Origin of the sequence: Arthrobacter sp. UC242_113 (genome assembly GCF_044054585.1) — a bacterium.
Classification (GTDB): domain Bacteria; phylum Actinomycetota; class Actinomycetes; order Actinomycetales; family Micrococcaceae; genus Arthrobacter.
Genome location: NZ_CP171968.1, coordinates 2,228,861 through 2,242,518, shown reverse-complemented (window position 1 = coordinate 2,242,518; position 13,658 = coordinate 2,228,861). Strand labels below are relative to the sequence as shown.

The 13,658-nt window shown below is 66.1% G+C and carries 14 protein-coding genes and 2 pseudogenes; 9 read left to right on the top strand and 7 right to left on the bottom strand.

All coding sequences use genetic code 11. The features are described 5' to 3' along the window. The first annotated feature begins 52 nt into the window (after window positions 1-52). Window positions 53-664 carry a hypothetical protein gene (locus ACHMXB_RS10110; RefSeq protein ID WP_102973809.1) on the top strand — a complete coding sequence of 204 codons (612 nt, stop codon included), beginning with the start codon at window positions 53-55 and terminating at the stop codon, window positions 662-664. Window positions 665-707: 43 nt separating this feature from the next. Here ACHMXB_RS10110 and ACHMXB_RS10105 read toward each other — a convergent pair whose 3' ends face one another. Together ACHMXB_RS10105 and dapD are read right to left on the bottom strand one after the other, a co-directional pair. Continuing rightward, entirely contained in the window at window positions 708-1,559 is an 852-nt protein-coding gene (locus tag ACHMXB_RS10105) for a hypothetical protein (RefSeq protein ID WP_395404920.1), read from the bottom strand. Between the two features lie 78 nt (window positions 1,560-1,637). After that, window positions 1,638-2,666, bottom strand: a complete 1,029-nt coding sequence (dapD, locus tag ACHMXB_RS10100) for a 2,3,4,5-tetrahydropyridine-2,6-dicarboxylate N-succinyltransferase (protein ID WP_395404918.1) — start codon at window positions 2,664-2,666, stop codon at window positions 1,638-1,640. Window positions 2,667-2,804: 138 nt separating this feature from the next. Here dapD and dapE point away from each other — a divergent pair, with 138 nt between their 5' ends. Next, on the top strand, window positions 2,805-3,929 hold the full coding sequence (gene dapE / locus ACHMXB_RS10095; protein WP_395404916.1) for a succinyl-diaminopimelate desuccinylase: 1,125 nt from the start codon (window positions 2,805-2,807) through the stop codon (window positions 3,927-3,929). A 71-nt stretch (window positions 3,930-4,000) separates the two neighbouring features. Here dapE and ACHMXB_RS10090 read toward each other — a convergent pair whose 3' ends face one another. The 4 genes and pseudogenes from ACHMXB_RS10090 to ACHMXB_RS10075 all read right to left on the bottom strand — a co-directional run bounded on the left by ACHMXB_RS10090 (window position 4,001) and on the right by ACHMXB_RS10075 (window position 7,320). Further along, window positions 4,001-4,840: an amino acid ABC transporter permease gene (locus ACHMXB_RS10090; RefSeq protein WP_395404914.1), complete on the bottom strand. Its 840-nt coding sequence runs from the start codon at window positions 4,838-4,840 to the stop codon at window positions 4,001-4,003. Then, window positions 4,837-5,488: pseudogene (locus tag ACHMXB_RS10085) on the bottom strand (amino acid ABC transporter permease). The gene ACHMXB_RS10090 and the pseudogene ACHMXB_RS10085 overlap by 4 nt, the downstream one beginning before the upstream one ends. A 100-nt stretch (window positions 5,489-5,588) precedes the next feature. After that, window positions 5,589-6,476, bottom strand: a complete 888-nt coding sequence (locus ACHMXB_RS10080; RefSeq protein ID WP_395404912.1) for a glutamate ABC transporter substrate-binding protein — start codon at window positions 6,474-6,476, stop codon at window positions 5,589-5,591. Between the two features lie 88 nt (window positions 6,477-6,564). Further along, the gene (locus ACHMXB_RS10075) at window positions 6,565-7,320 is read right to left on the bottom strand and encodes an amino acid ABC transporter ATP-binding protein (protein ID WP_190604848.1); all 756 of its coding nucleotides are present in this window, start codon (window positions 7,318-7,320) and stop codon (window positions 6,565-6,567) included. A 106-nt stretch (window positions 7,321-7,426) separates the two neighbouring features. Here ACHMXB_RS10075 and ACHMXB_RS10070 point away from each other — a divergent pair, with 106 nt between their 5' ends. From ACHMXB_RS10070 to ACHMXB_RS10055, 4 genes and pseudogenes are all read left to right on the top strand, one after another. Beyond that, window positions 7,427-8,212 carry a TIGR00730 family Rossman fold protein gene (locus ACHMXB_RS10070; RefSeq protein ID WP_395404909.1) on the top strand — a complete coding sequence of 262 codons (786 nt, stop codon included), beginning with the start codon at window positions 7,427-7,429 and terminating at the stop codon, window positions 8,210-8,212. Window positions 8,213-8,290: 78 nt separating this feature from the next. Then, a complete protein-coding gene (locus tag ACHMXB_RS10065; protein ID WP_395404907.1) occupies window positions 8,291-8,749 on the top strand; it encodes a DivIVA domain-containing protein in 459 nt (152 codons plus the stop codon). Next, a pseudogene (locus ACHMXB_RS10060) lies at window positions 8,746-10,094 on the top strand (hypothetical protein). The gene ACHMXB_RS10065 and the pseudogene ACHMXB_RS10060 overlap by 4 nt, the downstream one beginning before the upstream one ends. 257 nt (window positions 10,095-10,351) lie before the next feature. Beyond that, window positions 10,352-10,519 carry a DUF3117 domain-containing protein gene (locus ACHMXB_RS10055; RefSeq protein WP_102973820.1) on the top strand — a complete coding sequence of 56 codons (168 nt, stop codon included), beginning with the start codon at window positions 10,352-10,354 and terminating at the stop codon, window positions 10,517-10,519. A 101-nt stretch (window positions 10,520-10,620) separates the two neighbouring features. On the opposite strand, the gene ACHMXB_RS10050 is transcribed toward ACHMXB_RS10055, so the two are convergent. Next, on the bottom strand, window positions 10,621-11,253 hold the full coding sequence (locus ACHMXB_RS10050; protein WP_102973821.1) for an O-methyltransferase: 633 nt from the start codon (window positions 11,251-11,253) through the stop codon (window positions 10,621-10,623). Between the two features lie 318 nt (window positions 11,254-11,571). Here ACHMXB_RS10050 and sigE point away from each other — a divergent pair, with 318 nt between their 5' ends. From sigE to ACHMXB_RS10035, 3 genes are all read left to right on the top strand, one after another. Then, window positions 11,572-12,189 carry an RNA polymerase sigma factor SigE gene (gene sigE, locus ACHMXB_RS10045; protein ID WP_190604841.1) on the top strand — a complete coding sequence of 206 codons (618 nt, stop codon included), beginning with the start codon at window positions 11,572-11,574 and terminating at the stop codon, window positions 12,187-12,189. A 236-nt stretch (window positions 12,190-12,425) separates the two neighbouring features. Continuing rightward, entirely contained in the window at window positions 12,426-13,130 is a 705-nt protein-coding gene (locus ACHMXB_RS10040; protein WP_395404904.1) for an anti-sigma factor, read from the top strand. A gap of 90 nt (window positions 13,131-13,220) precedes the next feature. Further along, window positions 13,221-13,619, top strand: a complete 399-nt coding sequence (locus tag ACHMXB_RS10035; RefSeq protein WP_395404902.1) for a twin-arginine translocase TatA/TatE family subunit — start codon at window positions 13,221-13,223, stop codon at window positions 13,617-13,619. Window positions 13,620-13,658: the final 39 nt, after the last annotated feature.

Below are 13,658 nucleotides of genomic sequence, written 5' to 3'. Positions count from 1 at the left end.
CGGGTTGCCGGCACAACGGGGCGGAAAATCGAGATGCCAAGGAGGCATACGCATGCAGCACACAGGCGGTCCAGGCTGGCGAATCACTATGGACACGTCGGGTCCCATGCTTATTGCCCTTTATATACGTGATGTTGCCGGGCTCGACGGTGCGGGCTTTCCGCCGCTTTCGCATGCCGCACCCAAGGTCCGCCACGTGGACCATTCCCACCTCACCGCCGAAGTGGGCGGCATCAGCGCCCTGAAAACCGAGTGGGAAGCCTGGTGGGAGCAGCTCCTCAAGGCACACCCGCAGATGTCCCCGGAACTGTCGCCGCCGGGATTCCGCTCCTTTGCCAACTCGCCGGCGTTGCGCAAGGTCCTGCAGGCGCATTTCGGCGCAGCCCTGACGTGGGCCAGGGAGCGGCGCGCGGAGTATGCCGAACTGGAGGCCGAACGCGTGGCCGGAGGCTCCGCGCACCTCATCGAGGACATCGTGGAGGACCGGCTGCTGGAGGTGGGCAGGGATTCGCGGGACTTCGCGCTGACGATCATCGAGCTGCCGCTCGATGAGCAGCGGGCGTGGTACCTGGAGCCGGACAAGATCATCATGAGCCACGAGCTGCTCTCGCAGCCCGAGGTGTTCCGCAGCTACGTGCAGCCGGTCGTGGAGATCCTCGTCTAAGTCCGCGGATTCAGGACCCTGCACTCAGGAAGTCCCCGCAGATTCAGGACCCGGCTGCAGCAAGCGTGATGGCCACCCGGCCGCCGGTGTCCGGTGCATCCTGCCACCCGTCTCGGGCTTTCCTGTCCCACCGCTTTCCGTCCACGTCCACGCGTTCCACCGCATACTCCTTGGCGTTTGCCACCGCCCAGTGGGCCACGGACCAGGCATAGCTGTCGGCGACGTCCACCTCCAGCGTTTGGCCGGAGGCCGCCGTGGGGACGGTTCCGTAGGCGGCTTCCAGCTCAATGAGCAGGGTGGCGGCGTTGCCGGCGGTGTCCGGTGCGCGGAGCGTGCAGTTCAGGGCAGCCGGCGTCTCACCCGTCAATGCCGAGGCGAACGACCGTCCCATCGCCTCGTGCTCGGCGTAGGCCGTCGGGTAGGCGGAGCGCTGGACGCGCTGGGCGGCGTCGGTGATGTCCAGGGTGGCGTAGCCGGGCACCTTCACGAGGGCGTCGTAGAACGCGTTCGTGGCGTAGACCGGGTCCATGACCTGGTCCTGGGTGCCCCAGCCCTGGGACGGGCGCTGCTGGAAGAGGCCCCTGGAGTCCGGACCGGCGAGGTCGCCGTGGCCGATGTTCCGAAGCTTGGATTCCTGCATGGCGGTGGCCAGGGCAATGCTGGCTGCACGCGGAGGGAGCCCGCGGCGCACCGAGACAGCCGTGATCAGCGCCGCATTCGCGGCCTGGTCGGTGGCCAGCTCGGCGCGCTGTGAACCGACAGTGGCGGTGCATTCCTCGGTGATCAGCTGCTCGGAGCGCTGCAGCAAAGTGGCCGCGGTGTAGATGCCGCCGGCGACCAGGACAAGGGAGAGGCCGCCGATGACAGCCCCGCGCAGCCTGCGTCTGCGTATCACGTTGTTACTCCAGCAATCCGCCGGCACGCCCGTCTGGGTGGCGTGCCGGCTATGTCCTCGTGGTCGGTCGGCGCGGCGTCAGTTGGCGTGCAGGGCGTCGTTCAGTTCCACGGTCTGGCCCTGGCGGGGCAGGACTTCGACTTCACCCGTGGTGGAGTTGCGGCGGAAAAGCAGGTTCGGCACGCCGGAGAGCTCCACGGCCTTGACGATCTTGCTGGTGTCCTCGCCGTCGGCGTCCTTGGGCCCGGCAACGCGGACGCGGGTGCCGGCCGTGACGTACAGCCCGGCCTCAACCACGGAGTCGTCCCCGATGCTGATGCCCACGCCGGAGTTGGCACCCAGCAGGACGCGCTGCCCCAGGGACACCTTCTCCTTGCCGCCGCCTGAGAGGGTGCCCATGATCGAGGCGCCGCCGCCGACGTCGGTGCCGTCGCCAGCCACCACACCGGCGGAAATGCGGCCCTCAACCATGGAGGTCCCCAGCGTGCCGGCGTTGAAGTTCACGAAGCCCTCGTGCATGACGGTGGTGCCGTCGGCCAGGTGGGCACCCAGCCGCACGCGGTCGGCGTCGGCAATGCGGACGCCCGCCGGAACGACGTAGTCCACCATGCGCGGGAACTTATCCACACCATAGACGGTGACCGCGCCGCGCTTGCGCAGCTTGGCGCGGGTCAGCTCGAACCCGTCCACGGCGCACGGGCCGAAGTTGGTCCAGACGACGTTCGGGAGCTTGCCGAAGATGCCGTCCAGGTTGATGCTGTTGGGCCGAACCAGGCGGTGCGAGAGAAGGTGCAGGCGCAGGTAGGCATCGGCGGTGTCCGCCGGGGCTTCGTCCAGGTTGATCTGCACGAACACCACCTTCTGCTCGGTGCCGCGGTCGGCATCAGTGCCGGCGGCAGCGATGTCCGTCAGGGATTCGTCGGCGTTTTCCACGGCGCGGAGGCTTGCGGCGGCCACACCGAGGGCGGGGGCGGGGAACCAGGCATCCAGCACGGTGGCTTCGCCGTTCCGCGTGGCGATGGTGGCTACGCCGAATCCATAGGCCGAACGGGACTTGTCGGACAGTGTCTGGGCAGCGGGCACGGCGGAAGAAGCGGTTTCAGTCATGCGCCAAGTCTATCGAGACGACATGCACGCACCGAAACCGGTCCGCACATATCCGAGTCGCATTTGAGGGCGTTTCCGGCGCCGGGAACGCCCTGGGCTGCTACCCGGTTGGGACGGGCGGGCGCGGGATACAGTGGGATGGTGATTGCCGAAACAGCCCCCGTAACCCTTGACCTGCGCCAGGACGTGGCACTGCTGACAGCCGCGCTGATCGACATCGACAGCGTCTCCGGCAACGAGCGCCAGCTTGCAGACGCCGTCGAGTCGGCACTCCGCCAGCTCCCCGGCCTGGAGCTGGTACGTGACGGCGACTCCATCATCGCCCGGACCAACCTCGGCCGCAGCGAACGGGTCATCCTGGCGGGCCACCTGGACACCGTGCCGCTGCCGGTCACGGAAGGTTCGCTGGGAACGGTGCCGTCCACCTGGCCGTCCGGGGTCCCCGGCGATGGCGTCCTGTACGGCCGCGGCGCCACTGACATGAAGGGCGGCGTTGCGGTCCAGCTTGCATTGGCGGCGTCCATGTTCGACGGCGGGGCGGAACCGGGCAAGGACGTCACCTTCGTGTTCTACGACCATGAGGAGGTGGAGGCCGTCAAGAGCGGTCTGGGCCGGCTGGTGCGGAACCACGGCGGGCTCCTCGGCGGCGACTTTGCCATCCTCCTCGAACCGACCGACGGCACCGTGGAGGGCGGCTGCAACGGCACCATGCGGTTCCACGCCACCACCTCCGGCGAGGCTGCCCACTCCGCCCGGGCCTGGATGGGCCGCAACGCTATCCACGCGGCCGCGCCCATCCTGGAACGCCTCGCGGCATACAGCCCGCAGACCGTATCGGTGGACGGCCTGGACTACCGCGAAAGCCTTAACGCGGTGAAGATCCACGGCGGCACCGCGGGCAACGTTATCCCGGACCGCTGCGTCGTGGAGATCAACTACCGCTTCGCCCCGGACAAGACCCCGGACCAGGCCGAAGAGCACGTGCGCGCCCTCCTGGACGGGTTCGACGTCGTCCGCACTGACAGCGCCGCCGGTGCGCGCCCGGGACTGAACCACCCTGCCGCCGCGTCCTTCGTTGCCGCCGTGGGCGGCGAGCCGAAACCCAAATACGGCTGGACCGACGTCGCCCGCTTCAGCGAACTGGGCATCCCGGCCGTGAACTTCGGGCCCGGCGACGCGCTGCTGGCCCACAAGGACAACGAACACGTGGAGGCCGAAGCTGTCCGCACCTGCCTGCGCGCACTGCAGACGTGGCTGTCCTGAGTATCGGCAGACAAACACGAAGGGTCCGCAGCCGGTTGGCTGCGGACCCTTCGCTGTTAATGCCTGCCGTTTTATTTCACCACGGTGGACACGCCGGCGGTGGGGGCCTTCGCCACGCCGCCGGCGGCCTTCTTGGAACCGCGCCGCTCGATCCAGATGGCCAGCCGTGACACGGCCAGGTTGATGGCGATGTAGATGGCCGCGGCCACGAAGAAGACCGGGAACAGGAACTGCGGGCCCAGGAAGTCCGCCATCACCTGCACCGCGCGCAGCAGTTCGGCGTAGGCAACGATGTACCCCAACGAGGTGTCCTTCAACAGGACCACCAGCTGCGCCACGAGGGACGGCAGCATGCGGCGGACCGCCTGCGGCAGTTCGATGGTCAGCCGGGACTGGAAGCTGGTCAGGCCGATCGCCAGTCCTGCTTCACGCTGGCCACGGGGGAGGGACTGGATGCCTGCGCGGATGATCTCCGCGAAGATCGCGGCGTTGTAGAGGACCAGGCCGGCCACCACGGCGATGAACGAGCTGGTGGCGAAGACCAGCAGCACAAACAGCATCATGAGGACCACGGGCATGCCGCGCAGGAACTCGAGCACGATCCTGGTGGGAATCCTGATCCAGGCGACGTCGGAGATGCGCATCAGGCACAGCAGAAGCCCCAGCGGAAAGGCGATGACCGCTGCGATGGCCGCCGCGGCCAGCGTGGCACCGATGCCGTTGGCGATCAGCGACCAGACATCGGCCTGGCCGAAGATCGCCCAGCGCTGTGCCTGGAAGATCCCCTGCTGGGCCAGGGTCATGATGGCCCAGGCCAGCAGGGCGGCGATCAGCACGACGCCGATCACGGACCCGATCAGCGAGACGCGGCGGGCCTTGGGGCCGGGGACGTCGTAGAGAACCGAACTCATCGTGCGATCGCCACCTTTCGTTCGACCTGGTGGGCGAGGTAGCCCAGCGGCACGGTGATCAGGAGATAGAAGAAGGCAACGCCCACCAGCACCCACATGACGGAGTCACCGTGGTCGTTGGCCAGCTGCTTGCCGTAGCCGAACAGCTCCAGCACGTAGAAGGCGCCGGCAACCGAGGAGTTCTTGACGAGCGCGATGAGGATGTTGATCATCGGCGGTATCACGGTGCGGAGCGCCTGCGGAAGGATTATGAGGGAGAGTACCTGGCTGAACTTCATGCCGATGCTGCGGGCTGCCTCGGCCTGGCCGACCGGAACGCTGTTGACGCCCGAGCGAACAGCCTCGGCGATGAAGGCGGAGGTGTAGGCGCTGAGGGCGATGATGGCCGCGATTTCGAACTGCTGGAAGGTCACGCCCAGGCGGGGAAGGACCACCGCTGCGAAAAAGAAGGCAATGGTCAGCGGGGTGTTACGCACCACCTCCACGTAGGCCATGCTGAAGCCGCGGAGTGCTGCAACAGGGGAGACGCGGGCGGCGGCCAGCAGCGTGCCTGCCACCAAGGCGATGATGCCGGAAACGGCGGCCAGGAACAGGGTTCTCGAGAAAGCCGTCCCAGTATTGGGGGAGGCTTTCAATGATGACGTCCATAGGGTCCTTTAGCTGCGTTCAGGGGAATGTGCGGAAAACGGAAGCGGCGGTTACCGGCAGGCTGTGGCATGCACAGCCGCCGGTAACCGCCACGATCGTTCTAGTAGCGGTCGATGGCCGGAAGTTCCGGTGCCGTCTTAATGACCGCGCCTGCCGTGTCTTCCCAAGCCTTCTTGTAGGAGCCGTCCTTGGAGAAGCTTTCCAGCTGGTCGTTGACCCAGTTGCGGAACTCCGTGTCGCCCTTCTTCAGGCCGATGCCGTAAGGCTCCTTGGTGAAGGTCTCGTCGGAGGCCAGCTTGAACGCGTCCGGCTCCTTGTTGACGAAGCCAGCCAGGATGACGTTGTCCGTGGTGACGGCTTCAACCTGCTTGTTGCGGAGCGGCTCGAGGCAGCCCGAGTAGGTGGCGGCCGGAACCAGGACTGCGCCGTACTTCTCCACGATGGTGGAGGCCGGGGTGGAGCCCGTCACGGAGCAGACGTTCTTGCCCTTGACGTCCTCGGGCTTGGTTATGGACGTGTTGTCCTTGTTCACCATCAGCGCCTGGCCGGCTTCATAGTACGGGCCGGCGAAGTCGACTTCGGTCTTGCGCTTGTCGTTGATGGTGTAAGTGGCCACGATCAGGTCCACCTTGCCCTGCTTGATGAACTGCTCGCGGTTGGCGGAGACGGTCTCGACCCATTCAATCTTGTCCGCGGGAACGCCCAGCTTGGCAGCGAGCAGCTTGCCGATTTCGACGTCGAAACCGACAGGCTTGCCGTCCAGGCCCTTCTGGCCGAACAGCGGCTGGTCGAACTTGGTGCCGATGGTCACCTTGCCGGCCGAGGCGATCTTTTCCATGGTGGTGCCTGCAGCAAAGCTGGGCTTCTCGACCGGCGAGGGGTTGGAGCCGGTCCCGGTGCCGCCGCCGCCGCAAGCGCTCAGTGTAAGAGCGATTGCCGCGGATGCTGCTGCCAGAAGGGATTTCCTTCGGGTCAAAAATGCCTTCATGACATTCCTTTCATTGGGCGGCCGCCGGTGACGGCCAGGGTGCGAAATCGGGTGGTCTTGAAGCTGGTGGGGACTGTTGGTTCGGTAGTCAGTGCGTGAGCAGCTTGGACAGGAAGTCCTTGGCGCGGCTGCTCTGGGGATTGGTGAAGAACTCCTCGGGAGTGGCGTCCTCCACGATTTGTCCGTCAGCCATGAACACCACACGGTCGGCGGCCTTGCGGGCGAAGCCCATCTCGTGGGTCACCACGATCATGGTCATGCCCTCCTTGGCCAGCTGGATCATGACGTCCAGGACCTCGTTGATCATTTCGGGGTCGAGCGCAGAAGTGGGTTCGTCAAAAAGCATGACCTTGGGCTTCATGGCGAGGGCACGTGCGATGGCCACACGCTGCTGCTGGCCGCCGGAGAGCTGAGCCGGGAGCTTGGGCGCCTGGTGGCCCACGCCCACGCGCTCGAGCAGGGCCATGGCCTCCTTGTCCGCCTCCGCCTTGGAGACGCCCTTGACCTTGATGGGGCCAAGCGTGACGTTCTCCAGGATGGTCTTGTGCGCGAACAGGTTGAATGACTGGAACACCATGCCGACGTCGGCGCGCAGCCGGGCGAGCTCCTTGCCCTCCTCGGGCAGCTGCTTGCCGTCAATGGCGATGTCGCCGTCGTCGATGGTTTCCAGCCGGTTGATCGCCCGGCACAGTGTGGACTTCCCCGAACCTGACGGTCCGATGACCACCACCACCTCGCCCTTGCGGACCTGGAGGTTGATGTCCTTCAGAACGTGCAGCTGACCGTAATGCTTGTTGACGGCATTCAGAGAGACGAGTGCATCGCCGGGCAGTTGAGTAGTCATAAGTAAGAATCTAGCGAACATTGCCCGGTTATGACCGGAATCACGCCAACTTCCCGCTGATCGTAATTCAAGAGATACCTGCAGGTCAGCAGGTTAGCCTTGGGGGATGAGCATCAACGCAGATCCGTCGAAATCAGTACAGCCCCGCAGGAAAGGGCCCCTAGAACTGCGCCGCAAGCAGGCTGCCGTGGAGATGTCGGATCAGCGGCTCCTGGACACCAAGGGCCCGGGCCACTTCATCCATACCGACCCCTGGCGGGTCATGCGGATCCAAAGCGAGTTTGTGGAAGGCTTCGGTGCCCTCTCCGACCTGGGCCAGGCGGTCAGCGTTTTCGGTTCCGCGCGGACCAAGCCCGGCAGCGCGTTCTACGACATGGGCGTCGAGGTGGGGCGCAAGCTGGCCGAAGCCGGCGTGGCCGTCATCACCGGCGGCGGACCGGGCTCGATGGAAGCCGCCAACAGGGGAGCGGTGGAAGGCAACGGCGTCTCCGTTGGCCTCGGCATTGAGCTGCCGTTCGAGCAGGGCCTGAACCAGTGGGTGGACCTCGGCATCAACTTCCGCTATTTCTTCGCGCGGAAGACCATGTTCGTGAAGTACGCCCAGGGTTTCATCGTCCTTCCCGGCGGCCTCGGCACCCTTGACGAGCTCTTCGAAGCAATGGTCCTGGTCCAGACTCAGAAGGTGACCTCGTTCCCGATCGTCCTGCTGGGCGCCGCCTTCTGGGGTCCGATGATCGAATGGATCAGGGGGACCCTGGTGGCTGAGGGAATGGTCTCGGAAAAGGACCTGGACCTCATCCAGGTGGTGGACACACCCGAGGAAGCCGTGAATTTCGTCCTCCATGGCCATGTCCGGGCGCCGTCCTCCGACGAGGACCAGCGCCCCGAGTAGCAGCTGCCCGGGCACGGCCCGGGCAGCTGCTGCGTGGGTAGGGCGGCCGGTGGGGCTGCATCTGGCACGATTGGTGGTGTGAGCTTCTTCCTCGTTTTCCTCGCCATCGTCCTGATCGGAGCCACCGCCCTCATCGGGACCGACCTCGGGGCGGGCATGCTGCGGAGGAAACGCGCCAGCGCGCCTCTCGAGAGCGACGGCTTCAAGGACGGATTCGATGAACCCGTGGCGTCCCTGCCACCCGTGCTGCTCCCCGACAACGCAAAACCGGCCGACGTCGACCATGTCCGGTTTGCGCTGGGGCTGCGGGGTTACCGGATGGACCAGGTGGACCAGGTGCTGGACGAGCTGCGGGACCAGCTGGCTGCCAGGAACGCCGAAATAGAAAGCCTCCGCGAGCAGCTGCGTGCCTGTGCCGAGCACTCGGCAGCCGCTGAACAGCCTGTGGCTGCCGCCGAATTGGCCCCCGCAGAACAACTGGCCACCGCCGAACAACTGGCCGCCGCCGAACGGCCGGCCGCCGAGGATCGGACGTGAGCTCCCCAATGCCGCCTCCGGGCCCCGTGCCGCCAGCAACCGCCGAACCCCCGTCGCCGCATCGCGGAACGCGCTTGAACGGGACGCGGCTGAACGGGACGCGGCTGGACAGGGCGTTCCGGGCCGCCGCGGCGCGGCTCGGCGGCCGCCTGGTCCGCTGGCCGTGGTGGGCCCAGGTGGCCGCGGTGTACCTGGCCGCGCGGCTGGTAAGTGGCTGCATCTTCATGTCGGCCGCCCTGCACCAGGGATTCAACCCCTGGTTCCCGGCCAAGCCCGACTACTGGAACTTCATCAACATCTGGGACGCGCGGTGGTACGAGTCCGTCATGACCGGCGGGTACCCGAACGAACTGCCGGTGGATGCTGCCGGCAACGTGCAGGAGAACACCTGGGCGTTCTATCCGCTGTTTCCAACGCTGGGGCGGATGCTCTCCGCTGCCACGGGCATGGGCCCCGCCGCCGCCCTCATCCTGATCGCGATGCTCGCCGGACTGGCGGCCTCGCTGGTGGTTTATCTGCTGTTCCGCGCCAAGGCAGCCCACGGGCCGGCCCTGTGGGGTGCCGCGTTCTTCTCCGTTTTCCCGTCTCGCCGGTGCTCCAAGTGCCTTACGCGGAATCCCTGAACCTCCTGCTGCTGGCCGCGGCACTGTTGCTGGTGGTCCGGCGTCACTACCTGTGGGCCATTCCCGTGGTCCTGGCCATGTGCCTTTCCCGGCCCACGGGAGTTCCGTTCGCTGCGACCATGGGGATCTTGTTCCTGTTCCGTGCCAGTGAGGCATGGCTTGAGGCGCGGAACCACGGAGGGGCCGCCAAGGGGTGCCGGATCCACAGCCGGAACGAACTGTGGTCCCTCGCCGGGCTGACCGCCGTGAGCGGTGCAGGGGCCCTCGCGTGGCCCGCCATCGCGTGGGCTGCCACCGGCGACATCGCGGCGTACACGAAGACCGAGACCGTCTGGCGCGGACACGACCTGGTGCCCTTCAAACCCTGGTTCGACACCGGTGTCCTGCTGTTCGGGCCGGTGCTGGGGCTTGTGGCACCGTTCGTCTTCGTGGCGGTGTTCGGGCTCCTGATGGCCTCGCCGCCGGTGCGCCGGCTGGGCACGGAACTCCGGCTGTGGTGTGTGTGCTACATGGGGTACCTCGTGGTGTTCTTGCACCCGCAGACCAGCACCTTCCGCATGCTGCTGCCACTGTTTCCGCTTGCCCTGGCTGCCGCACTCGTTTCCCGGTCGCGGGCCTACCGTGGCGCGGTGATCACGATGTTTGTTCTTCTGCAGATCGTGTGGGTGGTATGGCTCTGGGCGTGGGCGCAACTGCCGGGCGGAGGGGACTATCCGCCGTGACGGGCCGTAGGTTGCCGTACAGGTTTCCCCAGATCAGCCGCAAGAGGGCGCAGGAATCCGCAGGCGAACGGATTCTCCATCGATTAGCTACAGGCGGGTAATTACAGGATAATAGGTAATAAGCAAGGACAAAAAGCATTGGCATTGTTCAGCCATGGCGGCTGCCGAAAGGACCGCCAGAGCGGCTTTGTTTTGACTACGCGGACTCAGCCCGGCCGGGCTGCTCGGTCCTGGGACTACTGGAGGGGATATTCCTCATGGCGGCTATGAAACCACGTACCGGCGACGGCCCTATGGAAGTAACCAAGGAGGGCCGCAGCCTGATCATGCGTGTGCCGCTCGAAGGCGGGGGCCGGCTCGTGGTTGAACTTAATGCCGCAGAGGCGGCCAACCTCAAGGACTGCCTCGTCGGCGTCACCGAATAAGAGTAAAGGCAGGGCCCGCAGCCGAAAGCTGCGGGCCCTGCCTTTTTGTCTTTCGGGCCTGCCTGGACCAGGCCGCCGGCCCGCTTGAGCCAGCCGTCGGCCTATTTCTTGACCGCTACCAGCAGCCCGTCACCGGTGGGGAGCATGGCCGAAGCCAGCCGGTCGTCGTCGCGCACGGCCCTGCCCACCTGGCGCAGTACAACGGTGGTTGCGTCGCGGGCTGCGGGGTTGGATACCCGGTCCTTGTCCAGGGCGTCATTGACGATCAGGAGACCGCCGGTCTTGAGCAGGCGTACGGCCTGCTCCACGTAGCGGGGAAAGTTGGGCTTGTCGCCGTCGATGAAGACGAGGTCATAGGCGGCGTCGGTAAGCCTCGGCAGGACATCACCGGCGCGGCCGGAAATGGTGCGCGTGCGGTTGGCCGGGCTGCCTGACTCCTGGAACGCCTCCCGGGCGGCCTTCAGGTGCTCGACGTCCACGTCAATGGTGGTGAGCACGGCCTGCGGACCGAGGCCGCGGAGCAGGCAGACGCCCGAGACGCCGGCGCCGGTACCGATCTCGACGGCGGTCTGTGCCTTGGATGCCGCCGCCAGCACAGTCAGCACGGCGCCAACGCCACGGCCGATGGGTGTCACGCCAAGCTCGAACGAACGCTCCCGGGCGCGCAGCAGGACCTCATCCTCGGCAGGCAGATCTTCTGCATAGGACCAGCTCGTGGACTTATCGGCGCTCATGGATTTCGCTTTCTGGGCGGCAGGGGGCATGTTATTACAGCGTACTTGGTTGGACGGCGCCCGAGGGGCAAGTGACAGCGGGCACGCCTGTGATGGCGGCTACTGTTCTGTTGACCGGCGGAGGGTGACGAAAATTTACGGAATGCCGGCATGAACTGCGGGCCAGAAGTTGCGCCTTTAGCAAAGAGGGGCCCCGCAGTCAGGAAATTCCCAGCCAACTTTGACATGATAATAATCCGCTCATCCAAGTGGTGATCGGCGCCGAACCAATGATGTAAAGCACGTCAGGCGTTATTACATCCACGAGGGGAGTGGACGATGTCAGCATCCGTTGCGGCACCTGTCCCTGCAACTGAAGAGCAAGCTGCCGAGTGGGCCATGCCCACGTGGGAAGAAGTGGTCACCAACCACTCCGCCAAGGTTTACAGGCTCGCCTACCGGCTCACCGGTAACAAGTACGACGCCGAGGACCTCACCCAGGAGGTGTTCGTCCGCGTCTTCCGCTCTCTGGAAAATTTCAAACCGGGAACCCTGGACGGCTGGCTGCACCGGATCACCACCAACCTCTTCCTGGACCAGGCACGGCGCAAGAGCCGGATCCGCTTTGACGCGCTGGCCGAGGACGCCGAGTCACGGCTGCCCGGCCGTGAACCCGGCCCCGAGCAAAGCTTCGAACTCAACAACCTGGATCTCGACGTCCAGGCCGCCCTCGAGGAACTTCCGCCGGACTTCCGTGCCGCCGTCGTCCTGTGCGACCTTGAGGGACTGTCGTACGACGAAGTTGCCGAGGCCCTGGGCGTGAAGCTGGGCACCGTGCGTTCACGCATCCACCGTGGCCGGACCATGCTCCGCGAAAAGCTTGCCCACCGGGATCCGCGCCCACAGCAGGCGCGCAAGCCGCGGCTGAAGTTGCCCCGCATCGCCGGCGTTCTCTGATCGGCGACATGCGTCGGCTACATCGCTTGCTGGAGGGGCTCAGACAAAACACAGGGTTGCCGCCGCTTGCCGGCGGACGGCATCCGCAGACAGCGGAACACCTCCGTGCGTGCGCCGAATGTGCCAGCGCCCTACACCGGCAGCGCCAGTACATTGAGCGGCTCCGTACTGCCGCAGTCCCGGCCGCCAGTGACGAACTGACAGCGCGGCTCCTGCTCCGCACCCAGCAATTAGCCATGGCGCCGGCCCCCGTTGCCCGGCCCCGCCGGATGATGCTGGCGGGGCTGGCCGGCGGGGTAGCCGTGGTGGCAGCAGGGGCGGTCGCCGCCGGAGCGTACACGGTTGCCGGTGAACCCGGGCAGTACGCCACGGGCACGGCCTCGCTCTATGGCCAGTCCGGGCATTCCCCGGGAACTGACAGCCGCCTCGCCGCGCTGCGGTCCTCCGGCTGGACCTGCCCTGAACTGCGTGCCATGGGTTTCCGCCTGGTGTCTGCCAGCACGACGGTCCTGGCAGGCCGGCCCACCGTGGAGCTGCGCCTCACTGACGGGCAGCATACGGCGAGGATTCTGGAACAGCACCAGGGGTTGCCGGCTGCGCCGTCCCCGGTCAACCCTCTGACCGGCCATCCGGCGGGAAACGACGGTTACCTGGCCGCTGACGTGCCGGGAGCGACGGCGGACGGCCGGGTCTGGGTCAAGGCGGGGCCACCGTGGAGCGCGATCTACCAGACACCACGGAGCACCTTCACTTACGTGTCGGACCTGCCCGCCAGTTCGGCCGACGATGCTTTGCCGATGCTCGCAGCGCCCGGAAGCGTGGCCGGGCCGGGTCTGGCCGCAGGGACCGACACGGCCGGAGACAGTAGCGCGGCGCAGGAAGGTGTCGTCGACCGGGTCGAACGCGGCCTCCGTAAAATAGCCCGCCAGTTTGGGCTTTGAGACGCTTCCGTATTCCAGCGGCATGCCCCCAGAGGGAGCGGGCCGGGTCGAAATCGTCACTGCCTGCCCGGAAAGGGTAATCTTCCTAAAGTGTTTGGAATCAACGGCCCGGAGTTTATCCTTCTGCTGCTCATCGGCATTCTGGTGATCGGCCCCCAGCGGCTGCCCGAATACACCCAGAAACTTGCAAACCTTGTCCGGGAAGTGCGTCGGATGGCCTCCGGCGCGCGGGAGCAGATCAAGGAAGAAGTCGGCATCGACATCGATGACGTCGACTGGAAGAAGTACGACCCCCGCCAGTACGATCCGCGGCGCATCATCAAGGAAGCTCTCCTTGAGGACGACACCAAGCCGGTCAGTGCCGGCGGTCCGGCGGCAGTTGCCGCTGCGGCATCAGCTGCCGCTTCCTCCACCGAGGAGCGGCCCGCGCGCATCATCGAGCAGTTGCCCTACGGCGAAGCGGCACCCTTCGATTCCGAGGCCACCTAGCCCGGATTTCGGCAGCCTCCGTCAGCGGCGTCGGCAGCC

Excerpts from the sequence above, each read along its gene's own strand:
- ACHMXB_RS10070 (WP_395404909.1), top strand. The coding sequence starts at position 7,427 with ATGAGCATCAACGCAGATCCGTCGAAATCAGTACAGCCCCGCAGGAAA.
- ACHMXB_RS10090 (WP_395404914.1), bottom strand. The coding sequence starts at position 4,840 with ATGAGTTCGGTTCTCTACGACGTCCCCGGCCCCAAGGCCCGCCGCGTC.
- ACHMXB_RS10050 (WP_102973821.1), bottom strand. The coding sequence starts at position 11,253 with ATGAGCGCCGATAAGTCCACGAGCTGGTCCTATGCAGAAGATCTGCCT.
- sigE (WP_190604841.1), top strand. The coding sequence starts at position 11,572 with ATGTCAGCATCCGTTGCGGCACCTGTCCCTGCAACTGAAGAGCAAGCT.
- dapD (WP_395404918.1), bottom strand. The coding sequence starts at position 2,666 with ATGACTGAAACCGCTTCTTCCGCCGTGCCCGCTGCCCAGACACTGTCC.
- dapE (WP_395404916.1), top strand. The coding sequence starts at position 2,805 with ATGGTGATTGCCGAAACAGCCCCCGTAACCCTTGACCTGCGCCAGGAC.
- ACHMXB_RS10040 (WP_395404904.1), top strand. The coding sequence starts at position 12,426 with ATGGCGCCGGCCCCCGTTGCCCGGCCCCGCCGGATGATGCTGGCGGGG.
- ACHMXB_RS10110 (WP_102973809.1), top strand. The coding sequence starts at position 53 with ATGCAGCACACAGGCGGTCCAGGCTGGCGAATCACTATGGACACGTCG.
- ACHMXB_RS10075 (WP_190604848.1), bottom strand. The coding sequence starts at position 7,320 with ATGACTACTCAACTGCCCGGCGATGCACTCGTCTCTCTGAATGCCGTC.
- ACHMXB_RS10055 (WP_102973820.1), top strand. The coding sequence starts at position 10,352 with ATGGCGGCTATGAAACCACGTACCGGCGACGGCCCTATGGAAGTAACC.
- ACHMXB_RS10080 (WP_395404912.1), bottom strand. The coding sequence starts at position 6,476 with ATGAAGGCATTTTTGACCCGAAGGAAATCCCTTCTGGCAGCAGCATCC.